The organism is Elizabethkingia bruuniana (assembly GCF_002024805.1).
GTDB classification, from domain to species: domain Bacteria; phylum Bacteroidota; class Bacteroidia; order Flavobacteriales; family Weeksellaceae; genus Elizabethkingia; species Elizabethkingia bruuniana.
This window is the reverse complement of the sequence record NZ_CP014337.1, coordinates 1,748,008-1,773,029: the sequence shown is the minus strand read 5'-3', so window position 1 is coordinate 1,773,029 and position 25,022 is coordinate 1,748,008. Positions and strand designations below refer to the sequence as shown.

Sequence of the window (25,022 nt, the reverse complement as noted above, 5' to 3'; positions counted from 1 at the left end):
GGCTTATTTTTTTATAAGCAGGTTTCAGTATTAAAAACGAAGTTTTTTATGTCGTTAAAGATAAAGAAATAAGTGTAAAATGTTATTGACAAAAGGTTTTAACATAATTTTTAAGAACTTAAAAATGAAGAGAATCCATTAATATGTGTTAAATGCATTTAAAGTTAACATAACTGATTATCATGGTACTTTATTTGAAAAATATGAGATATAAAATTCAGTATCATGAAAGCAAAACGTTTAGCCTATATATTGTCAATCGTATCATTATTGACACTAGGCACACAAGCAAAAGCACAGCTTTCCGTTAGTATAAACATTGCACCTCCGCCAATACCTGTATACACACAACCAATGCCTCCGGCAGACGGTTATATATGGATTCCCGGTTATTGGGCATACGATCAGTATTCAGGATATTACTGGGTACCTGGTTACTGGACTTTACCTCCTTCTATAGGAATGCTTTGGACTCCGGGCTACTGGGGATTTAATAACGGTATGTATGCGTGGCATCGCGGCTATTGGGGACCTCGTGTAGGTTTCTATGGCGGAATTAATTACGGCTTCGGTTATTTCGGAACAGGTTTCTCAGGTGGTATGTGGCGTGGTAATACTTATATATATAATACAGCAGTTACACGGGTAAATACAAACATACATAATACATATATAGACAACCATTACGTAAATAACGCTAACCGGATAAGCTATAACGGAAGAGGCGGAGTAAATATGACTCCTGATCATAATGATCGGCAGTATATGAGAGAACAACGTAACAATTCTGTTCCTACAGATGATCAACGAAACCATAATCAGGCAGCCAGAAATAATCCGGACATGCGTTTTGAGAGAAATAATGGAGCAATTAATCAGGATATGCTCAACAGACATAATGATCAGATGAAAGATTTCAGAAATCAGCAAAATCATAACATGCAAATGCCACGAGCTGACAGAAATAACTTCAGAGGACCCGGTATGGGAGGAGGAATGCATCAGCCTCACATGCAGAGAGATGGTGGAGAAGGTGGTAGAAGAAGATAATTTTTTTCATAAATTATATTTTAGGTTATTAAATGGAGATACCCCTCATTATGAGGGGTATCTTACTAAAGAATTAGTATGAATTGAATGTAAGTTTAAAATGTAGTAAGGTCGAATTGTGCTTCCTTGCCGCCAAGACGGCTAAGGTTTTTAATATTGCTTCGTTTAAGGGTGTTGTTCAGACCTTCGATAGGTTGGATAGCATCATTAACCATAATGTACTTGTCCTTAGATCCCAGTTTAAAATAATTGAAATTGGTTACCAGATATTTCTCACCGTTGATGGTTAAAATAAGATTATCATTACCTTTTTTAGCAGAGTTAACAATCCCATCTGCTTTCCGGTTTTCTTTTATATGCTCCACGCTAGCTTTTGCGTAGGTATAAGTCAAATTTCTACCCAGGATTTTAGAGAATGCTTCACCTTCTTCATTGTTTTTTTTCATTCCAAAGCAAAAGCTCCCTGAAGGATTGTCGTAGTTTCCCCAATGGTCATTCTGGATAAAGCTTTCGTAACCTTTTTTCTCAAGTTTTATTTTAAAAAGAACCTCTCCGGTTTTATTCACGGGAAATTTTATTCTGAAATATCCGTTAGCATTGGTTTCTCCGATTTTTTTATTGTTGTTGTCCAGGATTGAAACTTTTTCTATTGGAGACAAACTGTGAGAGTCAACAACAACTCCGGCAAGCTCCATATCTCTATACTGAACAGTTTTTTCGGCTGCATAAATTTTAAAAGCAAATAATGTTGCCAAAATACTAATGAGAATGTAGATTAATTTGTTCATAGCAGAATGTATTTAAGTTAGTTTTAGAATGTAGCAGGCGGTGCCGTATCGTTATTTAGTTTTTTCTGAATTTCATTTTTTCTTCCCTTTGCAAAGTCATAACCAATACCCAGAATAAACATGGATTTGTTATTGAAAATTTGTGTGTGCCCGGTATAGCTTACAAGGCTCTCTGGTAAAGTTTTAGATTTGTATTCCGAAGGCATTCCCCACCAATACATTCCGGTACTGAAGCTCCAGTTATTATGTTTATAATTAACAAAAATATGGTTAGCATTCTCATTGGTACTCAAAAACGCACCGTTCAGTGTGTAATATGGAATCGTATATTGATACTGAATATTGAAAGACTTATATTCTGAAGAAATTACAAAAGAGTTTCCTATGTAATTATTTTTAAGAACGGCTCCGGAACCGGTCTTGAATAGTTCAGATGCCGGAGCAAAAACAACTTTTACTACAAATAGATTATTTCCAAAAGGCTTTACCGAACCAGTTAATTGCATTCCATATTGTTGAGAATATTGTGCATTTTCATAGGTTAGCATATAGCCTCCAAAGGTTGGATCTGCAACATACATCTGGTTAATGGCACGATCTCTGTGCCAAAAAAACAAATTAGCATTAATATCGAAATACTTATTGTTCATAGAATATATAAGATTATTACCCCATGAACGTTGCGTTTTCAGATAAGGATTTCCGCTTCTTATAATGTTTGGAACCACCTGTACCACATTGCTGCTTAAAGCAGAACTCGAAGGGCTTCTAGGAACGTAGCTACTTGTAAATCTTAAGCTCTGATTTTTTGTTAACTGATAACCCAGAATTAATTTCGGAGTAATGGTCCACTCGTTATTCGTTATTTCAGCACTCTGGTTATGAATATTAGTTAAACCCAGGCCTACTCTGTACATTAATTTGTTTTTCTTCCCCGAGAATTCCGTATAGAAATATTGTTCCAGGTAATTCACTTCATAATAAGAGTTACCTTGCAAATTTTGTAGATTATTGGATATTGCATTATTGGAAATCCTGTAACCAGAACTTAGTTTCCCAATACTAAAATCATGTGTGTGTGCTATTTCTCCAACAAGGCTTGTTTGCTTTGCTTTAAGGTTCATATCATTGTCAAATACACTCTGATTATTGGCTAGAATCCATTCTTTTGATAATTCAGCAGAATTAGTGGTGTATTTAGAGCCAACGAGATTAATGCTTAACTCATCTTTTTTACCCAGATTCTTAGAGAAATATAAGTCTATAGTTGGTTTGTTATAGTCTGAAGAGGTATTTCTTAAAGTTCCATGTTGTTCAGTTGATGTATCTTTTGTAAAAGCATTAAGTCCGTTAGCTTTTGAGAAGCTTGTTGAAAGATCAAGATTTAGTTTTGCCTGAAAAGCATAATTTCCAGTTAAAACGTTGTTATAGCGTAGGGTAATTCCCTGAGAGGTATAACCAAAATGATCCTTTCTGTTTTCTTCTGAGCTATAATGGCTACCGTTTAACATATAATCATATGTATTTCTAAACTGTCGGTTATCATAATCTCTTAGGTTAATGGTATAATCCATTCCCAGGTTATTTCGCCCTTTGGTATAATTGGCATAAGCCGATCCGTTTACAAATCCTGTGTTGAGAGCTGAACTTGCTTCTAATCCAAATACATAACCTGTTTCCGGATTTCTTGTAAGGATATTGACAACTGTGTCAGCACGCGTAGCCCATCGGGTTGGTGGATTGTCGTAATATTCTACTTTAATTACATCTTCAGGCTTTACGGTACGCACTTGCATCTCGGTAGCCTCAACGCCATTAATCAATAATAGTATTTTACCTCCTTTTATACTTGCAACCGAATTAGAAATAGGATCGTACTGGAGTTCGGGTAAGGTTTTCAGGAGATCGTTTGCATAACGGGCTCTTTTTAAAGCTTCTTCACTGAATGTATATACTGCTTTGTCTACAAATTGTTTTTTGCGTTGTGATTTAAGGATTACTTCCTGTATTTCTTTGCTCTGTTGTAGCGTGTCTTTTGTGGTTTTCGTCTCCTGCGCCGTAATCAGTAATCCGGTTAATGCTGCAGCTAGCGTTATTAGTTTTTTCATATCAGTTATTTACCTAATGTTTTAGGTATACAATTTTATAACTAAAATTTTAGTTATGCAAATTTTCCAATTAAATTTTTAAAAATGTAAAACCCAATGTTTGGTAATTATTTTTTCTTATCCGTATTAATGTTAAAAGAATACCAAAAAATAAATGATATTGTTATTTGCTGTAAATCAGTAAATTGTATTTTTAGGAGAAAGTCGATAGTGTTCATTTTCGTACACTGGTTGTCCATTTTTGAACATATTTACTGAAGAGGTAAATGTCTGTAAAGCTTTTCTGGTAATAGTTGTGGTTAATGAATGATATAACTCATTTTTATAACAGGTTCTGAAAATAAAATAATAAATTTGTACGATAATAGTCTTACATGAAAAAAATACAGATGGTTGACCTGCAAGGTCAATATCAAAAAATAAAAAACGAAGCAGATGCAGCAGTGTTAAAGGTAATGGAATCAGCAGCCTTTATCAACGGACCAGAAGTAAAAGAATTCACGACAGAACTACAAAACTACCTTGACGTAAAACACGTTATTCCTTGTGCCAACGGTACCGATGCTTTACAGATTGCATTAATGGCATTAGACCTTCAGGAAGGAGACGAAGTAATAACAGCAGATTTCACCTTTGCCGCTACGGTAGAGGTGATTCATTTATTAAAGCTAAAGTCAGTTTTGGTAGATGTAGATTATAATACCTTTACAATAGATATTGAAAAGCTGAAAGCTGCAATCACGCCAAAAACTAAAGCTATTATTCCTGTTCATTTATTCGGACAATGTTCCAATATGGAAGAAATACTAAAAGTAGCTAAAGAACATAATCTCTATGTAATAGAAGACAATGCGCAAGCTATTGGTGCCGATTATACATTCTCCGACGGAACTAAAAAGAAATCCGGAACGATGGGTACTTTAGGTACTACATCTTTCTTCCCATCTAAAAACCTTGGATGCTACGGAGACGGTGGTGCTATATTTACTAATGATGATGAGTTGGAATACAAAATCCGCGGTATTGTAAACCATGGGATGTACCGTAGATATTATCATGATGAGGTAGGCGTTAATTCCCGTTTAGATAGTGTGCAGGCAGCCGTTCTTAGAATAAAACTAAGACTTCTTGATGAATATGCAAAAGCAAGAAACGAAGCTGCAGCTTATTATGATAATGCATTTGCAAATCACCCGGACATCTTAGTCCCAGAGAGAGCAACAGATTCTACACACGTTTTCCACCAGTATACATTAAGAATCCTAAATGGTAAGAGAAATGAACTTCAGGAGTTTTTAACTTCTAAAGAAATCCCTGCCATGATCTATTATCCGGTAGCTTTAAGAAAGCAGAAGGCTTACTTCCAGGATGGCAATGACGCAGACTTTGTAAACACGGATAAGTTATTAGATCAGGTAATCTCTTTGCCGATGCATACCGAATTAGATGAAGAGCAGTTGAAGTATATTACCGATGCTGTTTTAGAGTTCATGAAATAAAAACCAAAACTATAACTATGGCAATATTAGTAACAGGAGGACTGGGATATATAGGTTCGCATACAGTAGTAGAGCTTATCCAGAACAACTTTGATGTTGTGATTATCGATGATCTTTCCAATACCGAGAAAAGAGTTCTGGACGGTATTGAGAAAATTACAGGGGTAAGACCAACATTCTATCCTTTTGATTTAAAAAGAAGAGAGCTATTAACTCAGGTTTTAGAAGCTCATAAAATTGAAGGCTGTATTCATTTTGCAGCTTATAAAGCAGTAGGAGAAAGTCAGGAAAAGCCAGTTGATTACTATGAAAATAATCTTTTTTCTCTGATTAATATTCTTCAGGAATTTAAAGAGAAAAATATTTCTAACTTTATTTTCAGCTCATCATGCACCGTATACGGACAAGCAGATGAAATGCCTATTAATGAAGAAACAGAACTGAAATTACCTGAATCTTCTTATGGGAAAACCAAGCAGATGGGAGAGGAGATCATCAAAGATTTCGCTATTGCCCATCATAAGAAAGTAAGTTTACTAAGATATTTCAATCCTATTGGTGCTCATCCAAGTGCTTTAATCGGAGAGTTGCCTCTTGGTATTCCAAACAATCTTATTCCTTATGTTAGCCAGACAGCGGCAGGTGTCCGCGAGTATTTAAGCATTTTCGGCAACGATTATCCGACACCAGACGGAACAGCTGTTCGTGATTATATCTATGTAGTCGACTTAGCAAAAGCACACGTTGCTTCTCTTAAAAAACTAATCGCTGCAGATACTGATACCGTTGTAGATATTTATAACCTTGGAACAGGTAAAGGATCATCTGTATTGGAAGTTGTTAAAAGCTTTGAAACGGCTAATGATGTAGAAGTAAAATATGAGTTTAAACCACGTCGTGACGGCGATATTACAATAGCTTATGCAAATGCATCAAAAGCAGAGGCAGAGCTAGGCTGGAAGGCTGATACAAGTCTTACTGAAGCCCTGAAAACAACATGGCAGTGGCAAAAACATTTGGAAAGCAGAGATTAATAATAAAACAATTTTAGAATCTGTTCACAGAAATATAATCAGACTTCATAATCTTATGCAGAAAATAAAGAAGTTTTTTAGTATTTTTGTGCTCTCGATTCAATAATCATAAAACCTTAATGGTTATTTGTGATTATTAAATAAATAACAATAGTTACACATGAAAGAATTTTCTAAAGAAGTCTACCTGAAATGGTACGAGGATATGACGATGTGGAGACGCTTCGAAGATAAGTGTCGTTCTCTTTATTTGAAGCAGAAAATCAGAGGTTTCTTACACCTTTACAACGGTCAGGAGGCAATCCCTGCAGGTTTTACACATGCAATGGATTTAACCAAAGACAGTATGATTACTGCTTACAGATGTCATATCCATCCAATGGCAATGGGGGTTGATCCTAAAAGAATTATGGCGGAATTATGTGGTAAAGTTACCGGTACTTCACATGGTATGGGTGGTTCTATGCACATTTTTAGCAAAGAACACCGTTTTTACGGAGGTCACGGCATTGTAGGTGGCCAGATTCCATTAGGAGCAGGTATCGCTTTTGGAGATAAATATTTCAAAACTGGTGGTGTAAACATCTGTTTCTTCGGAGATGGTGCTGCACGTCAGGGATCTCTTCACGAGACTTTCAACATGGCAATGAACTGGAAACTTCCGGTAGTATTTGTTGTGGAGAACAACCAGTATGCAATGGGTACTTCTGTAAAAAGAACTTCAAACCACGAAGATATCTACAAATTAGGTTTAGGATATGAAATGCCTTGTATGCCTGTAGATGCAATGGATCCTGAAAAAGTTGCTGAGGCTGCTTTCGAAGCTATCGAAAGAGCAAGACGAGGAGAAGGACCAACATTCTTAGAAGCTAGAACTTACCGTTACAGAGGTCACTCTATGTCTGATGCTGAGCCATACAGAACTAAAGAAGAAGTAGGGATGATGAAGAATGAAGATCCTATCGAGTTAGTGAAGAGCAGAATTCTTGAAAACAACTGGGCTACTGAATCTGAATTAGAAGCTATCGACGAAAAGTCTAAAGAATTTGTTGAAGAGTGTGTAGAATTCATGGAAAACTCTGCATATCCAGATTTATCTCAGGTTTATGACTTTGTATACTCAGAGCCAGACTATCCATTCATTGATAAACTAGAAAACTAATAACGATATTAATTTAGAATTTGAGTATAAAGTATTTTTAATCTCAATTCTCAAATTTCAAATTTTTAAATAAAGAAAATTATGGCAGAAGTAATCACAATGCCGCGTCTTTCGGATACTATGACGGAAGGTAAGGTTTCAAAATGGCATAAAAATGTAGGTGATACGGTTAAAGAAGGAGATCTTCTTGCTGAAATCGAAACTGATAAAGCGGTACAGGACTTTGAATCTGAAATCAACGGAACATTACTTTATCAGGGTGTTGCTGAAGGTGGTCAAGCTCCTGTAGATACTGTTTTATGTATTATTGGTAAAGAAGGCGAAGATATTTCAGCATTAATCGGTGGCGCACCTGCAAAAGAAGAAGCTCCTGCACAGGCAGCAGCAGAGCCTGCAGCAGCTGAATCTACTGCTTCAGCAGAAGTACCTGCTGGTGTAGAAATTATCACAATGCCTCGTCTTTCTGATACAATGACAGAAGGGAAAGTTGCTAAATGGCACAAGAATGTTGGTGATGCAGTAAAAGAAGGAGATATTCTAGCAGAAATTGAAACCGACAAAGCGGTACAGGATTTCGAATCTGAATTCAACGGAACATTACTTTATCAAGGGGTAGCTGAATCTGGTGCAGCATTAGTTGACACGGTTTTAGCAATTATTGGCCCTGCAGGAACAGATGTTTCCGGATTAACTTCAGGAAAACCTGCAGCTAAATCTGATGCAGCTCCGGCGGTATCTGAAAAGCCAGTTGCAACTCAGCCAAAAGAAGAAGTTGTTGCAGCTTCATCTACAGGTGACAGAGTAGCAATTTCTCCTTTAGCACGTAAAATTGCTTCAGATAAAGGAATCGACATTTCAGCTGTAAAAGGTTCTGGTGATGGTGGTAGAATTGTAAAGAAGGATGTTGAAAATTATCAGCCTTCTGCACAGGCTGCTACAGCTGTAACAGCAGCTCCAGCTAAAGCTGTAGTTAACTTTGTAGCTGGTGAAGATACTGAAACTCCAAACTCTCAGGTTCGTAATGTGATCGCGAAAAGACTTTCTGAAAGTAAATTCACGGCACCTCACTACTACCTGATGGTGGAAATCAATATGGATAAAGCTATTGCAGCAAGAAAAGAGATCAACAGCTTGCCAGATACTAAAGTATCTTTCAACGATATGATCATTAAAGCTACTGCAATTGCTTTAAGAAAACATCCACAAGTAAACAGCTCATGGGCAGGAGATAAGATCATCCACCGTGGAAACATTAATATTGGTGTAGCTGTAGCGATTCCAGACGGATTAGTAGTTCCTGTATTGAAGAATACAGACCATATGTCTTACTCTGAAATTTCGGCTTCAGTAAAAGATATGGCTGCAAGAGCTAAAAACAAAGGTCTTAAAGCTAACGAAATGGAAGGAAGTACTTTCTCTATTTCTAACCTTGGAATGTTCGGTATCGAAACATTTACAAGTATTATCAACCAGCCAAATGCTGCTATTCTTTCAGTAGGTGCTATCATCGAGAAGCCTGTTGTTAAAGATGGTCAGATTGTAGTTGGTAATACGATGAAGCTTTCATTAGCTTGTGACCACAGAGTGGTTGATGGTGCTACAGGGGCTCAGTTCTTACAAACTTTAAGAACTTACCTTGAAAATCCATTGAGCTTATTGATATAAAAGTTCAACAAAATAATAGAAAAAAGCCTTCTTCTTCATTGAGGAGGGCTTTTTTCGTATACATTGGTAATATTTTTATACATATAATGCCTTAAATACAATTATGCTTGTTACATTTGTAAGATTCTTATTAACCAGGAAAATTTAAATATTATGAAGAGAAAATTCTGGGGTATTAAACCTACTGCCGGAGTATTATTTGCATTTGCTTCCTCAACATTTCTAACAAACTATGTACAGGCACAACAAACTGTTGCTGCTAAAGTAGAGAATGTTACTCAGCAACAACTGAAAATAACAGATGCAAAAAAAATTAATGCTACAACCATCGAGATTACATTCTCGAACCAACAAAAAGCTTTACTGGATTTCTACGGAGACAATATCTTCAGATTATTCCAGGATAACAGTGGAAAAGGAATGCGTGATCCAGAGGCAAAGCCTGAGGCTAAAATATTAGTCAGCAATCCAAGAAAAGCTGTAACCAAGCTTAATATTGCTCAGGATAATAACCAACTGAGTATTACAACAGATAAGGTGCAGGTAGTTTTTGATAAAAACACCTCTCTTTTTAAACTTATCAATCTGCAGACAAAAGCTGTAGTTGTTGAAGAAGTAGAACCATTAAGTTTTGAAAAAAATAAAACAAGTCTTACACTAAAGGAAAACCCACAAGAATATTTCTATGGCGGCGGCGTTCAGAACGGACGTTTTTCTCATAAAGGAAAGGCTATCGCTATTGAAAACCAGAACAGCTGGACAGATGGTGGAGTAGCTTCTCCAACACCTTTCTATTGGTCTTCTAAAGGCTATGGAATGATGTGGTATACCTTCAAGAAAGGGAAATACGATTTCGGGGCAAAGGAGAAGGGTAAAGTTTCTCTGTCTCATGATGATAACTATCTGGATTTATTCTTTATGGTAAACGATGGTCCGGTTGCTTTGCTTAACGATTTCTATCAGCTTACTGGTAATCCGGTTTTATTACCAAAGTTTGGGTTCTATGAAGGGCACCTTAATGCTTATAACAGAGATTACTGGAAAGAGGATGAAAAAGGAATTCTTTTTGAAGACGGAAAACGTTATAAAGAAAGCCAGAAAGAAAATGGCGGTATTAAAGAATCCTTGAATGGTGAAAAAAACAATTATCAGTTCTCAGCACGTGCTGTTGTAGACCGCTACAAGAATAATGATATGCCATTAGGATGGGTGCTGCCTAATGATGGCTACGGTGCCGGCTATGGACAAACAGAAACTCTGGATGGTAACATTAAGAACCTGAAGGATTTTGGAGATTACGCTCGTAAAAATGGTGTTGAAATAGGTCTGTGGACGCAATCCGATCTTCACCCTAAAGAAGGAATAAGTGCATTATTACAAAGGGATATCATTAAAGAGGTAAGAGATGCCGGAGTACGTGTTCTGAAGACGGACGTAGCATGGGTCGGAGATGGTTACTCGTTTGGACTGAATGGTGTTTCAGACGTGGGTAATATTATGCCTAAATATGGTAATGATGCCAGACCATTTATTATATCATTAGATGGTTGGGCAGGAACCCAGCGTTATGCAGGAATCTGGTCCGGAGATCAGACCGGTGGTGTTTGGGAATATATACGTTTTCATATTCCGACTTATATCGGATCCGGATTATCCGGACAGCCGAATATTACGTCTGATATGGATGGTATTTTCGGAGGAAAGAAGCCTATTATTAATACCAGAGATTTCCAGTGGAAAGCATTCACTCCAATGCAGCTGAATATGGATGGCTGGGGTTCTAATGAGAAATATCCGCATGCTTTAGGAGAAACAGCAACTTCCATTAACCGTAATTATCTGAAATTAAAGTCAGAGCTTCTTCCATATTCTTACAGTATTGCAAAAGAAGCTGTAAATGGTTTACCTATGATCAGAGCAATGTTCCTGGAAGAACAAAATGCATATACTCAGGGAAAGATGACACAGTACCAGTTTATGTACGGACCAAATTTCCTTGTAGCCCCTATTTACCAAGAAACCAAAACCGACGATAAAGGCAATGATATACGTAACGGAATTTACCTTCCAAAAGGACAATGGGTAGATTACCTTACCGGAGAGCAATATGACGGTGGAGAGATCATTAATAGCATCGATAGTCCGATTTGGAAGCTTCCGGTATTTGTAAAACGTGGAGCAATCATTCCGTTGGCTAATCCGAATAATAATGTATCAGAGATCAATAAAAATCTTCGTATTTATGAAGTATATCCTTTGGGTAAAACTTCATTTACAGAATATGATGACGATGGAGTATCCGAACAGTATAAAGCTGGTAAAGGAGCGTCAACAATTATTGAATCTAATCTGGTTAAAGATAAAGCTGTTGTAACTGTATTTCCTGCAAAAGGAAATTTTGACGGACAAACAAAAGATAAAGCGACTGAATTTAGAATCAGCGTTACTGCAAAGCCTGGAAATATTATAGCTAAAGTTGGAAATAAAAAGGCGAAACTTAAAGAAGTTACTTCATTAGCAGAGTTTGAAGCACAGGAAAATGTATACTATTACAACGAAAAGCCTAATTTCAATAGATTCTCAACCAAAGGGACTGAGTTCGAAAAGATTCAGATTGTAAAAAATCCACAGGTTTGGGTAAAAACGGCTAAAGCAGATATCACAAGTCAAAAAGTATCTTTAGAACTTGAAGGTTACAAATTCGAGCCTAAAAATCATCTGAAAATAACATCTGGAGCACTTACAGCTCCGAAAAACGTACAGATTACTGACAAAAACCTGGAAGCTTATACCGTAAAGCCTACTTGGGATAAAGTTCCGAATGCAGATTACTACGAAATAGACTTCAATGGATTGAAATATTCTACAATAAAAGATACAGAACTTCTGTTTGAAGGTCTGACTGCCGAAACAAATTATACATTCAAAGTAAGAGCGGTAAATAAAGACGGAGCTTCTGACTGGACTTCGTTTGCTGCCAAAACAAAATCTAATCCTTTAGAATTTGCTATTAAAGGAATATCCGGAACGACATCTGTAGATGCACAGGAAGGCTTTGAAGTTTATAAGTTATTCGATGAGGAAGAAGGTAATATGTGGCATACTAAATATAGAGTTAAAGCTGTTCCTTTCGATCTTGTTGTAGATCTTAAATCGATTAATCAGTTAGATAAATTCCAGTTATTGCCACGTAACGATGGACGAAACGGGCTGATTAAGAAAGGTAAAGTTTCTTACAGTATGGATAAACAAACCTGGACAGATGCCGGAACATTTGAATGGAAAGATGATTTCGATCCTAAAGAGTTTAGCTTTACATCTCATCCGACAGCAAGATATGTGAAGATTTCTGTGGAACAAGCTGTAGGCGATTATGGAACGGGCCGTGAGTTATATGTATTCAAAGTACCTGGAACAGAAAGCTATTTGCCAGGAGATATCAATAACGATAAGCTAATTGACCGAAATGACCTTACTTCTTACACCAACTATACGGGATTAAGAAAAGGAGATGCAGACTTCGAAGGTTATGTAAGTAATGGTGATGTCAATAAGAATAACCTTATCGATGCTTACGATATTTCTGTTGTTGCAACTCAATTAGATGGTGGTGTAGATGAAGCAAAGATTGAAAAGGTAGCCGGGAAATTGGAAATAACAACACCTAAGCAGAATTATAACAAAGACGAAATCATTGAAGTGACTGTAAAAGGAACTAATCTGAAATCTGTAAATGCACTAAGTTTTGCATTGCCTTATAATGCTCAGGATTATGAATTCGTTGGAATCCAGACGCTAGATACCAAGAAAATGGAGAACCTTACAAATGACAGGTTGCACTCCAACAGAGAGAAGGTATTGTATCCTACCTTTGTTAATCTAGGAAAGCAAGAAGCTCTTAATGGTAGCAATAATTTGTTCATCATTAAGTTCAAAGCGAAAAAGAACCTGAAGTTTAATCTAAAACCACAACAGGGAATCCTTGTAGATAAAGATCTGAATTCAGTAAACTTTTAAAGATCACTGATAAATATCTAAATAAATGGCCGGAAGAAATTCTGGCCATTTTTTTGGACAAGCAATATCACTCTGAGTCCAAACTGTAGAGAGCCAGTTTATAGAGGGATTGACGAACGAGAGTATAACAATGAAATTTCAGCAGGTTTTAAGCTTAAATAAAATGTGATTAAAGAGTTCTTTGTAATCTTTGAAATCATTTTAAAAATTATATACAACTATACAAATTCATACTTTATAAATCATAACTAATTAGTATTTTTGACGAATGATGATTAAAGCGAAAAATATATATAAATCTTACGGTTCATTAGATGTATTAAAAGGAGTGAATATCGAAATTCCGGATGCAGAAATTGTCTCTATTGTAGGGGAATCTGGTGCAGGTAAATCTACTTTGTTACAAATTCTGGGGACATTGGATTCTCCATCTAATACATCTGTTAATGATACTGAGATATTACTGAATGGCAAATCTTTTCTGGAAATGTCAGATAAAGAATTATCCAGATTCCGTAACAGAAATATAGGTTTTGTATTCCAGTTTCATCAACTTCTGCCCGAATTTACAGCATTGGAAAATGTACTTTTGCCGGTAAGAATTTCGGACAAACCCAATCCGAATGCTTTAGAAAAGGCACATGAGCTTTTTGATGAGCTGAAAATTGCGCATAGAATTCATCATAAACCAAAAGAACTTTCCGGAGGAGAAGCACAACGTGTTGCTGTAGCAAGAGCGCTAATTAATGATCCGAAAATTATCTTTGCAGATGAACCTACAGGAAATCTGGATTCTAAAAATGCAGACAGCCTTCATCAGTTATTCTTTGATCTTAGAGATAAATACAATCAGACCTTCGTTATTGTAACCCACAACCAAGGACTTGCAGAAAGTACTGACCGTAAATTAGTGATGAAAGACGGCCAGATTGTGGACGGTTTCTAAGAATGAAGAAATATATATTTCTTTCTCTTTTGGGCATTTTTGCTATCGTGCTGGCATCGAATATCAGCTTTAGTAATTCCACAGTCAGGAGCAATAACCTGAACGATAGAACAGAAGAGATAAGAAAATTTGCTTCAGAAAACGGCTACAGTGAAAAGTTAGCTTTCTTCATTGATTTCTCTATCTCTTCCAATAAGTACAGATTTTTTGTGATTGATTTAAAATCAGGAAAAATTCTGGAAAAAGCTATGGTCGCACATGGCTCCGGATCTGAAAAAGGAAAAATTAACGGAAAGCTTAAGTTTAGTAATACCGATGGTTCATACTGCTCTTCTATAGGGAAATATGTTGTAAAGAATAGCTATAACGGAGATTTTGGCAAAGCATACAGGCTTATTGGTCTGGACAATACAAACAGTAATGCATTTAGCCGTGCTATTGTACTGCATAAATATTCAAAAGTTCCCGATAATGAAACCACCAATCCTATTGTGCTTAGTTTGGGATGTCCGATGGTATCACCTGCTTTTTTTAGTACTTTAGAGAAATATATAGATTCTTCAGAAAAGAATATAGTTTTGTATATATACGACTAAGCCTATGAATAAAAAAATACTGATTAAGGCTACAGAATGGGGCCTTGTAATATTTGTTTCGTTTTATATGGCAACATATGGTGCTTCGAAATATGTTCAGTTTGATACTATAGAACATTATAACGGAAAAGTTTCCGAAATGTCCGGGCACCAGATTATGTGGGCTTTTTATGGTTATACAGTAGCCTATCCTTTAATTATTGGTTTTTTCGAAATATTAGGAGCTGCTTGTTTATTGTTTTACAGGACAAGAATCTTTGGAGCAATTCTTTTATCAATTCTCCTTTTTAATATTATCCTTCAGGATTATTTCTATGGGATAGTAGCATTAGGTACTGCTATATTTCTTCAGCTTATTATTTTTATTATTCTTTATATAAATAAACAGCGCGTACTTACTATGGTTAAAAATATGTTCTCTGGTATTCAGGATAAGACAGAATATTCTAAAAGAGATAAAATTAGCATATTAGCAGGTATTGTTGTTATAGCTGGTCTGCTTTTCTTTATGAAGACATTGCTTCATGTATAATCAAAGATTCGGCGATTTAATAACTAGAATATCATGAAGACCAGCATCCTAAAAGCCATACATCCTAAATTAGAAGATGTTATACAGTATTTTATTTTCTTTAGATCTGAAGGTAAAGAGATGGTTAATTATACAACCTTCCCTAATACAAATCTTTGCTTATCCATCTACAAAAAGAATAAGGTAATTGTTGAGCAGAGGAGTAATGCAAAGTATATATCTACATTAGAGGGTGATGAAACGTATGTAAGCTTTCTTTCCGGATTTCACGAATCAAGCCTGCATGTAGATATTAATGCTAAACTTGATGAAATTTGTATTATTTTCCATCCGGCAGCACTCCGTAAGTTTACAAAAGTCTCTTATAATGAGCTGTTGAGTAGTAATAAAGTATTTGAATTGCTATTTCAAAATTGTGATCCCTGTTTTTTGGAAAAGCTGTTTGAAAATGAAGACAATTACGCGAGACAATATATGCTCGAGAGCTTGTTGCTGAAGAGTATACGTGATATTTCTAAAACCAATCGGATGGAAGAAGCATTATTTCATATAAATAACAATGAAGAGATTAGAATAAGAGAGCTCTCTAAAAAGTTATTTGTAAATGAATCTACTTTGTATCGTTTATTCATAGACCAGGTAGGACAAAGTCCTAAAACATTTTTAAGAACCATGAGATTTAGAAATGTACTGGATAAACTGCTTGACTACAATTGTAATAAATTTTCTGAGCTTGCATACAATTATAATTATGCAGATCAATCACATTTTATAAAAGATTTTAAAGACATTACCGGTGAAACCCCGGGGCAGTTGAAGAAGAAAACTAAACTTCAACAGGAAGAATTAGCCTGGATTTATACTGAAGGCTAAATTGCACGATTTTTACAATTTTAAAGCTATAGTTTTAATTTTATTTGTTGTGTGAAATAACCATACAAAATGAAACTGAAAATTATTCTCGCAGTTACTGCTTTCCTTATTGCAAACCTCTTTTATGCTCAAAATAATTGCCACTGCAGTGACGCCCTGGATAAATTAATCACCAAGATTGAGAATGAATATCCGGGCTTTGAGCAAAAAACAAAAGATAAAGTCCTCTATGATGGTTTCAAAAAGCAACTATTTGATAATGCAAACAATACTACATCTGAAAACTGCATAGAAATTCTAAGAAAATATACTTCTTTTTTTAGAGACGGACATATTTGGATAAACTCTTCAATTGGTAAGAAAGAACAACAAATTAACGGATCAGATTTTGTAAAAATTGATATTTCTAAATTTCAGAAATCAATAAAGCCAACAACTAAAGGTCTTGAAGGAATATGGAAAAGTAAGTTCGTCGAGACAGGAGGTCTTATTTATGATATAGGAATCACTAAGAAAAATAGTACTGAGTATACAGGATTTATTACTGCCTCAAGCTCTAAGTTTTGGAAACCTAAAGAAGTTAAATTCAGATTATTTCCTGACGGCAAATATGAATATTACGCTTTGGATAAAAGTCTGAAAACCGGGAATTATGATGTTTACAACAATAGCATTATATACTTCAGAGAAATGAGAGCTTTTTTTGTAAAAGAGACTCCGAAAGCCGAATTGTCGGAAGAGCAATTGAAAATGAAAGTGGGCGAGCTTCGCGGCTTTGGTATAAAACAGCTTACAGATAAAACAGCTATCATAAAACTGCCTTCTTTTGATTACCCCTATGTTGAAATGATAGAAGATCTTATTAATAAGAACCGTTCATTACTTGAGAATAGTAAAAATCTTATTGTTGATTTAAGAGGGAATTCAGGAGGAACCGATACTGCTTATTATACATTGTTACCCTATATTATGACCGGGTCAACCAGAAGTTTGGGAGTTGAATATTTATCGACAAAGACATTAATAGACGGATTATCCAAATATATAGAATCTGTGAAAAACAGAGAGGATAAAAAAGAGGAAATTGAGATGTTGAATAAGGATATTGCTCTTCTTAAAAATAATATGGGAAAATTTGTTAATCTTAGTGGTAAGCCTTTTTCCATAAATAAGGTTGATATTTCTAATAAAGGTCCTGAACATATAGCTGTTTTAGTAGATAAAAGGGTAGGAAGTGCTGCCGAAAACTTTGTAATGGCTACCAGACAAAGTAAGAAAGTGAAGATAATTGGTACAGTGTCTTCCGGTGGATTAGATTATGCTGCAGCCCGTTTTTTCGATTTTGGCTGTCCGGAGTATCAGTTACAACTGCCAACTTTCAGATCTTTAAGGTTACCAGATTATCCTGTCGATAATATTGGACTTCAGCCGGATCTTTATCTGGATAAAAATGTTGAAGATTGGATACAATATACAGTAGATTATTTGGAACATTAGAATAATATTTTATATATTATTAATTATTTAATTTATTATAATGTATATTTTTAACTAAAGTATTGAGTAAGTAATTTTTATTTCTTATCTTTAACAGCAACAGGATCTTAAGTATGAAAATAAAATCCCTTGCTGAAGATGATCGGCCCCGTGAAAAATTTTTACTGAAAGGCAAAGAGGCACTTTCGGATGCCGATTTACTGGCTATTATTATAGGATCTGGTAATATAGGGGAAAGCGTAGTAGAGCTTGGAAGAAGAATATTACGATCTGTAAACAACAATTGGCATCAGCTGAGTTTGCTAACCGTTAAAGACCTGATGAAGTATAAAGGGATAGGAGAGGTAAAAGCAATAACTATTGCAACTGCCTTGGAGATAGGAAGGAGAAAAGCCTTGCAGGAAGTTTCTAAAAATCCTGTAATCAGCAATAGCAAAGATGCTTTCAATATATTACACCCGTATTTAGGGGATTTGCATCATGAAGAATTCTGGTGTCTGTTTCTCAACCAGAGTAACATGATTATCCATAAAGAAAAACTTACCCACGGCGGTATCGACCAATCTATTGTAGATGCCAGAATATTATTTAGTATTGCTTTAGATCATCTTGCAACAGCCATTGTTGTTGCACACAATCATCCATCCGGAAATTTAAAACCAAGTCGACAGGATATACAGATTACGGAAAGTCTTAAAAATGGGGGAGAGCTTTTGAATATAAAACTTTTGGATCACCTCATTATTTCCCAGGATTCTTTTTTTAGTTTCAGCGACGAGGGTATTCTTTAAATATTAATTAATGATTTTTTCTGCATAGAAAAAGATTCCTGAAAATTGAGTTACTTCAATTAACTTTGTTTTTACACCAAATCAGGAATTATGAAAAAACTTCTGTCTATATTTTTTGCTGCAGGATTATGTTCTGTTAGCCTATATTCTCAGACATTTATCAAGAACGTGACAATTGTTGATGTTGTCAACAAGAAATTAATACCAGCGCAAACAGTTGCTATTAATAAAGAAGTTATTGCAGATGTACAAAAAGCCGGAAAAAAAACATTTCCTTCTAATGCTATAATCATAGATGGTACAGGGAAATACCTAATGCCCGGTATGACTGATGCTCACGTACATTTCTTCCAAAGTGGAGGGCTTTATACAAGACCAGATGCTTTAGACCTTAGGAAGTATGTTCCTTATAATAAAGAGATAGAGATGGGGCACCAAAATATGGAAGCTCTATTGAAGAGGTACTTAATGGCCGGTATAACAAGTGTTATAGATGTAGGGGCAACTTATAATTTTTTGAAATTAAGAGATTCACTTTCCGGAAACAGATTATTGCCATCAGTTTATATGACAGGACCTTTGCTTACTACATACGAGCCTCAGGTATTTATGGGGCTTAAAAATGATGAGCCTTTCAGATTGGTGTCAACAATTGAAGACGCCAAAAAAGCAATCAATGAGCAATTACCGTATCGTCCGGATTTTATTAAAATATGGTACATTGTTTCTTTGGGAAAAGAAGGAGTTGAAGCAGCAGCCAGAAAATACGAGCCGTTGATTAAAGAAGTTATTCAGGAAGCTCATAAGAACAAATTAAAAGTTGCTGTACACGCTACAGAAAGAATTGCAGCACAAATAGCTGTACAAAATGGTTGTGATTTTCTGGTTCACAATATAGAGGATGAAGTTGTTTCCGATAGTTTTGTTCAGATATTGAAGTCAGGAAAAGTTATTTTATCACCTACGCTCACAGTTATGGACAATTATTATAATACGTTTGGGCAGAAGATTGATTATGATACATATGACCTAAAAAGCTCAGATCCTGTGGCAATCGGCTCAATATATGATATAAAGCATTTGTCAAATGCAGTAATTCCTGTACTTAAGCAAAGGTTTGATCAGCCACAGATGAAGGCTCGCATATCTCGTACTGATTCGATCCGTAAAGTTAATCTGAAAAAGTTAGCTGATGGAGGAGTTACGATTGCTGCCGGAACAGATGCCGGAAATATCGGAACACAGCATGCGTCATCTTTTCAAAATGAACTGAAAGCAATGCAGGAAAGTGGGTTATCGATTTGGCAGGTATTGCAATCTGCGATTATCAATCCAGTTAAAATATTAGATAAAGAAATGGTATCCGGGAATATTGCAAAAGGTAAAATTGCAGATATGATTCTGTTGAATGCGGATCCGACTAAATCTCTTGAAAATCTTACTACCGTAAATAAGATTTTCAAGAATGGCAATGTATTAGATCCTGAAAGCTTAATTCCAATAACCCCTGAATTGCTTGTACAGCAACAGCTCAATGCATATAACGCCAGAAATATCGAAGCTTTTCTGGAGCCATATTCTGATGATGTTGAGATTTATACTTTTCCAAATACTTTGATAAGTAAAGGAAAAGATGAGATGAGAAAATCTTATACTCAGATGTTTGCTAAGATGCCAAACCTGCATTGTGAACTAAAAGGAAGAATTATCCAGGGAAATATTGTGATAGACAGAGAAAGTGTATCAGGAATGATAAGTAATACGAAAGTTGAGGCTACTGCAGTTTATGAGATAAAAAATCACAAAATCTTAAAGGTATACTTTATCAGGTAGGCTTTTAAAAGTAACTGAAAATAAAATTAATTTAAAAATTGAAAATTTAAAACCATTTATTTCAAATAATTTGTAATTTTGCACCCTGTTTTCGTATTCGAAATTGTTAATTTCATATTACGGAGCAATTGTAAAACTTAAAATATAAACAATTATATGAACCCTAAATTCAAAGCCCATCCTTGGCATGGTATCAGTGTTGGAGAGAAAGCTCCGGAAATTGTAAATGTTTTCGTAGAGATCGTACCTTCTGATACTATTAAATATGAAGTAGATAAAGAAACTGGTTACCTGAAAGTAGACAGACCACAGAAGTTTTCTAATATCATTCCTGCTTTATATGGTTTCGTTCCACAGACTTACTGTGAGGATGCTGTAAAGGATTTGGCTGTTGCGAATGGTTCTGTAGACGTTAAAGAAGGAGATCACGATCCATTGGATATTTGTGTTCTTAGCAGCCACAACATCAATGGCGGAGGTATGATTTTAGAAGCTATTCCAATCGGAGGCTTTAAAATGATTGATAAAGGAGAGGCTGATGACAAAATCATCGCTGTATTAGTAGATGACCAGGTTTATGGTCACATGAGAGATATCTCCGATCTTCCGGTAGCTGAAGTGAACCGTTTGAAGCATTATTTCCTTTCGTATAAAAACTTACCAACTGAACCAGCTGTAGTAAGAATCGATGACGTATATGGGGCTGAGCACGCAAAAAAAGTTATAGAAGCATCTATTAAAGATTATAACCAACATTACGGAGAATAATCTTAAGATAATAAAAAAGATAAAAGCGCTTCTATTTACTTAGAGGCGCTTTTTTTGTTTAACAGTATAAAATAATATTAACAAAGGAAAAATTAGAATCAAAGAATCCTGAAAAACTTTTGATTTCGTCTAGCTTTTTTTTATTTTTGAGGTATGGAAAACTTTATAGTATCTGCACGTAAATATCGCCCACTAGAATTTGATACCGTTGTTGGGCAATCCCACATTACAGATACTCTGGAGCATGCTATAGATAACAATCAGTTAGCACAGGCACTTCTTTTCTGCGGGCCGCGTGGTGTAGGTAAAACTACATGCGCACGTATTCTTGCCAGAAAAATTAATGAAAAATCAGGAGCTTCGGATGATACAGGATTTGCATTTAATATTTACGAATTAGATGCAGCATCAAATAATTCTGTTGACGATATCCGGGAACTGATCGATCAGGTTCGTTTTGCCCCTCAGGTTGGAAAATATAAAGTATATATTATCGACGAGGTGCACATGCTGTCCACTGCAGCATTCAATGCTTTTCTTAAAACATTGGAAGAACCGCCTGCGCATGCTATTTTTATCTTGGCAACTACCGAAAAGCATAAGATAATTCCGACGATTTTATCAAGATGTCAGATTTATGATTTTAAAAGAATTCAGATAGAAGATATCCAGAATCATCTACGCAAGATAGCAGAGAAAGAAGATATTCAGTATGAAGACGATGCTCTGTTTCTGGTAGCCCAAAAGGCAGATGGCGCTTTACGTGATGCTCTTTCCATTTTCGACCGCCTTACAACTTTTACACAAAGGAATATAACACTTGCCAAGGCGGCAGAAACACTGAATATATTAGATTACGATTACTATCTGCAAATTGCAGATTTTGCAAAATCTAATGATATTCCGGGAATTCTTTCCAAACTTAATGAGATTGTAAATAAAGGATTTGATCCACATATTTTTATCGGAGGACTGGGAAGCCACTTCCGTGATCTGATGATGGCGCAGAACCCTAATACAATTAATCTTATAGAAGTAGGAGAGAAAACAAAAGCTAAATATGTAGAGCAAAGCCAGAAATGGACCGCACAGGAACTTATCGATGCTTTGGAAATCTGCAATCAGGCAGATATTAACTATAAGAATTCTAAAAATCAACGTCTCACTGTTGAAATCGCTCTTATGCAATTAGCTTCACTTTCCGTAAGTGATGCCACGAAAAAAAAAAGTTTAGAATCTTAGCGCCGCTTTTAAAAGCAGGCGCTAAAGCGAATCAGGAACAAACTCAGGTTACCCAGAATCAGAAACCGGTTTCTACGGAAATAACGGCTAATCCATCTTTATTAGATAATCCAAATAAGCCAAAAGAAGTAAAACCATTAGAAGATATTTCTTCTTTTAGTATTACCGGATGGCTGAATAAAAAAGAGGAAGTAAAGACGGAAAAGGTAGAAGTAAAAGATAATTTACCTGCAAATCATTTTTCTGAAGTAGATTTATTGCATGAATGGAAGCAATTTCTAGATAATCTTCAAGATGATGATCCGGTGAAGTTTTCAGCCATAAAAGTCTGTAAATTACAGAAGAAGGATGAAAATAAAATTCTTATAAAAGTACCTTCTGAAGCTGCTAAATCCGAGTTTGAGACCGTAAGAAAAGATTTTTTATCTGTATTTCAGCGTAAAGTCAATAATTTTCATATTAAAAGTAAATACGTGGAGGATGAAACTTTGCAAAAAGAAATCATTACCAAACGAAAATTATTTGATAAATTTGCAGAAAAGAATCCAATTCTTAAGGAGCTGGACGATTTAATGAAGTTTGATTTTTCCTAAATTCTCAAATTAAATATGAATCTAAACGAAGTAAAGTCTGATTGGATATCAGAACTAGGATCACCGCTAGTAGTTGCGGGACCATGTAGCGCGGAAAGCGAGTCACAAATGCTGGAAGCAGCCAGAAGAATTAAAGAGAGCAACGCCAATGTTTCTGTATTTCGTGCAGGAATCTGGAAACCTCGTACTAAGCCAAATGGTTTTGAAGGAGTAGGGGTTATTGGTCTTAACTGGCTAAAAAAAGTTAAAGAAGAGTACGGTTTTAAAACAGCAACTGAGGTAGCGAATGCAAATCACGTATTTGCAGCATTAGAAGCTGATGTAGATATCTTATGGATCGGAGCACGTTCTACTGTAAATCCTTTTACAGTTCAGGAAATCGCACAGGCACTAAGAGGTACCAACAAGCCTGTACTTGTTAAAAACCCGGTTAACCCGGATCTTGCATTATGGATCGGGGCTATGGAGAGATTATTAGGACAAGATGTTAAAAACCTTGGTGTAATCCACAGAGGTTTCTCTAATTACCAGAAAACTAAATACCGTAACGTTCCAAACTGGACAATTGCACTTGATTTCAAAAAGCAATTTCCAAATATTCCAATGATTGTAGACCCTTCTCACATTTGTGGAAACAGAACAGGTTTAGCTGCTATCTCTCAGGAAGCTCTAAACTGTGGCTATGAAGGTCTTATGATCGAAACTCACCCGAATCCGGATGAAGCATGGAGTGATGCTGCACAACAAATTACTCCGGAAGTTTTAGCTGAGCTACTGTCTAATCTGAAAACAAGAAATCAGGATATCTCAGGATACGAAGATGAAATGGGTAAACACAGAACATTAATCAGCGATATCGACTTCCAGCTTATCAGCCTTCTTAATCAAAGAATGAAGGTGTCTGAGAAAATCGGTACATTGAAAAAAGAAAATAACATTGCGATCTTCCAACCGGACAGATGGAAAGTTATTGCTGAATATGCAGCACAAAAAGCTGATGAAACCGGAATGTCAAGAGAATTTATCGAGAAAGTATTCAATGCTATTCACGAAGAATCTATTGATGTTCAGAATAACATTATGATTAACAAATAATTATTGCTTATGAGGGGTATTATCATAAAATCTACCGGAAGCTGGTATCAGGTTTTAGATCAAGAATCCGGAAAAATTTATGAAGCCCGAATCAGAGGCAAATTTAAATTAATAAAAACCCGACTGACCAATCCTTTGGCAGTCGGGGATTTTGTTGAGTTCTCGCTAGAACAGGATGATATTGCATGGATTACAAAGATAGAACCGCGAAAGAACTATCTGATCCGTAAGGCTGTAAACCTGTCCAAAGAAGCTCACATTATAGCTTCCAATATTGATATTGGCTGCATTCTTTTCACACTGAAAATGCCGGAAACTTCCTTAGGTTTTTTAGACCGTTTTCTGGTATGTTGCGAGGCTTATGATATAAAGCCTTTAATCCTTTTCAATAAAGCCGATTTGCTGGACCAGGAAGAACTGGAATATGCTGAAGACATTGCTACTGTATACCAATCTATAGGTTATGATTCTCTTTTTGTTTCCTCTGTATCCGAACTGAATATGGAAGGTCTCAGAGAGATTCTAAAAGATAAAACTTCTGTATTTTTCGGACACTCAGGAAGTGGGAAATCTACTTTAGTAAATGCTTTAAATCCTGAAGTAAATCTAAAGACAGGAGATATATCAGATATTCACCTGAAGGGTAAGCACACTACGACATTTGCACAAATGCATTTCTGGCCTTTTGGCGGTCAGGTAATTGATACTCCCGGAGTTCGTGAATTTGCGATGATTGATGTTGAAAAAGAAGAAATCCAGCATTATTTTCCGGAGATTTTTAGTATTTCCGAGAATTGCAAATTCAATAATTGCCTGCATATAAACGAACCAAAATGCGCTGTTTTGAATGCATTGGAGCATGAAGAAATTCTGGAATCCCGTTATGCTACTTACATTAAATTAATGGAGGAAGCAGAAGAGCAGAACCAATAA

Annotated in this window: 20 protein-coding genes; 18 read left to right on the top strand and 2 right to left on the bottom strand. The window is 35.8% G+C overall.

Translation table 11 applies throughout. The annotated features are described in order from the left end of the window. The first annotated feature begins 225 nt into the window (after nt 1-225). Nucleotides 226-1,050 carry a YXWGXW repeat-containing protein gene (locus tag AYC65_RS08315; protein WP_052114613.1) on the top strand — a complete coding sequence of 275 codons (825 nt, stop codon included), beginning with the start codon at nt 226-228 and terminating at the stop codon, nt 1,048-1,050. A 95-nt stretch (nt 1,051-1,145) separates the two neighbouring features. On the opposite strand, the gene AYC65_RS08310 is transcribed toward AYC65_RS08315, so the two are convergent. Both AYC65_RS08310 and AYC65_RS08305 read right to left on the bottom strand, forming a co-directional pair. Then, a complete protein-coding gene (locus tag AYC65_RS08310) occupies nt 1,146-1,838 on the bottom strand; it encodes a hypothetical protein (protein WP_034867335.1) in 693 nt (230 codons plus the stop codon). 23 nt (nt 1,839-1,861) lie between these two features. Further along, entirely contained in the window at nt 1,862-3,946 is a 2,085-nt protein-coding gene (locus AYC65_RS08305; protein ID WP_034867333.1) for a TonB-dependent receptor domain-containing protein, read from the bottom strand. 374 nt (nt 3,947-4,320) lie between these two features. On the opposite strand from AYC65_RS08305, the gene AYC65_RS08300 reads away from it, so the two are divergent. The 17 genes from AYC65_RS08300 (at nt 4,321) to rsgA (ending at nt 25,022) form a co-directional block, all read left to right on the top strand. Next, complete coding sequence (locus tag AYC65_RS08300) at nt 4,321-5,445, top strand: DegT/DnrJ/EryC1/StrS family aminotransferase (RefSeq protein WP_034867332.1); 1,125 nt, start codon at nt 4,321-4,323, stop codon at nt 5,443-5,445. Between the two features lie 17 nt (nt 5,446-5,462). After that, on the top strand, nt 5,463-6,479 hold the full coding sequence (gene galE / locus AYC65_RS08295; protein WP_034867331.1) for a UDP-glucose 4-epimerase GalE: 1,017 nt from the start codon (nt 5,463-5,465) through the stop codon (nt 6,477-6,479). A 160-nt stretch (nt 6,480-6,639) separates the two neighbouring features. Further along, nucleotides 6,640-7,641 (top strand): pyruvate dehydrogenase (acetyl-transferring) E1 component subunit alpha, encoded by a 1,002-nt coding sequence (gene pdhA / locus AYC65_RS08290; RefSeq protein WP_034867329.1) that lies wholly within the window; start codon nt 6,640-6,642, stop codon nt 7,639-7,641. 81 nt (nt 7,642-7,722) lie between these two features. Further along, on the top strand, nt 7,723-9,306 hold the full coding sequence (locus AYC65_RS08285) for a 2-oxo acid dehydrogenase subunit E2 (protein WP_034867328.1): 1,584 nt from the start codon (nt 7,723-7,725) through the stop codon (nt 9,304-9,306). Nucleotides 9,307-9,459: 153 nt separating this feature from the next. Beyond that, the gene (locus AYC65_RS08280; RefSeq protein ID WP_034867326.1) at nt 9,460-13,323 is read left to right on the top strand and encodes a TIM-barrel domain-containing protein; all 3,864 of its coding nucleotides are present in this window, start codon (nt 9,460-9,462) and stop codon (nt 13,321-13,323) included. Between the two features lie 271 nt (nt 13,324-13,594). Then, nucleotides 13,595-14,269: an ABC transporter ATP-binding protein gene (locus AYC65_RS08275; protein ID WP_034867548.1), complete on the top strand. Its 675-nt coding sequence runs from the start codon at nt 13,595-13,597 to the stop codon at nt 14,267-14,269. Between the two features lie 2 nt (nt 14,270-14,271). Further along, entirely contained in the window at nt 14,272-14,865 is a 594-nt protein-coding gene (locus tag AYC65_RS08270; protein ID WP_034867325.1) for a murein L,D-transpeptidase catalytic domain-containing protein, read from the top strand. 4 nt (nt 14,866-14,869) lie between these two features. Further along, nucleotides 14,870-15,397, top strand: coding sequence for a DoxX family protein (locus AYC65_RS08265; protein WP_034867323.1), 528 nt, complete (start codon nt 14,870-14,872; stop codon nt 15,395-15,397). A gap of 33 nt (nt 15,398-15,430) precedes the next feature. Beyond that, nucleotides 15,431-16,270 (top strand): helix-turn-helix domain-containing protein, encoded by an 840-nt coding sequence (locus AYC65_RS08260; protein ID WP_034867321.1) that lies wholly within the window; start codon nt 15,431-15,433, stop codon nt 16,268-16,270. Between the two features lie 69 nt (nt 16,271-16,339). Then, a complete protein-coding gene (locus AYC65_RS21055) occupies nt 16,340-17,767 on the top strand; it encodes a S41 family peptidase (RefSeq protein ID WP_234300267.1) in 1,428 nt (475 codons plus the stop codon). Between the two features lie 113 nt (nt 17,768-17,880). Further along, nucleotides 17,881-18,558, top strand: coding sequence for a RadC family protein (gene radC, locus AYC65_RS08250; RefSeq protein WP_034867319.1), 678 nt, complete (start codon nt 17,881-17,883; stop codon nt 18,556-18,558). Nucleotides 18,559-18,648: 90 nt separating this feature from the next. After that, nucleotides 18,649-20,391, top strand: a complete 1,743-nt coding sequence (locus tag AYC65_RS08245; protein ID WP_034867317.1) for an amidohydrolase family protein — start codon at nt 18,649-18,651, stop codon at nt 20,389-20,391. A 156-nt stretch (nt 20,392-20,547) separates the two neighbouring features. After that, nucleotides 20,548-21,159 carry an inorganic pyrophosphatase gene (locus AYC65_RS08240; protein WP_009084574.1) on the top strand — a complete coding sequence of 204 codons (612 nt, stop codon included), beginning with the start codon at nt 20,548-20,550 and terminating at the stop codon, nt 21,157-21,159. 153 nt (nt 21,160-21,312) lie between these two features. Beyond that, nucleotides 21,313-22,401, top strand: coding sequence for a DNA polymerase III subunit gamma/tau (gene dnaX / locus AYC65_RS08235; RefSeq protein WP_034867315.1), 1,089 nt, complete (start codon nt 21,313-21,315; stop codon nt 22,399-22,401). Between the two features lie 257 nt (nt 22,402-22,658). Beyond that, nucleotides 22,659-22,994, top strand: a complete 336-nt coding sequence (locus AYC65_RS08230; RefSeq protein WP_034867313.1) for a hypothetical protein — start codon at nt 22,659-22,661, stop codon at nt 22,992-22,994. Nucleotides 22,995-23,009: 15 nt separating this feature from the next. After that, nucleotides 23,010-24,089 carry a chorismate mutase gene (locus tag AYC65_RS08225; RefSeq protein ID WP_034867312.1) on the top strand — a complete coding sequence of 360 codons (1,080 nt, stop codon included), beginning with the start codon at nt 23,010-23,012 and terminating at the stop codon, nt 24,087-24,089. A gap of 9 nt (nt 24,090-24,098) precedes the next feature. Then, nucleotides 24,099-25,022 (top strand): ribosome small subunit-dependent GTPase A, encoded by a 924-nt coding sequence (gene rsgA, locus AYC65_RS08220; RefSeq protein WP_034867311.1) that lies wholly within the window; start codon nt 24,099-24,101, stop codon nt 25,020-25,022.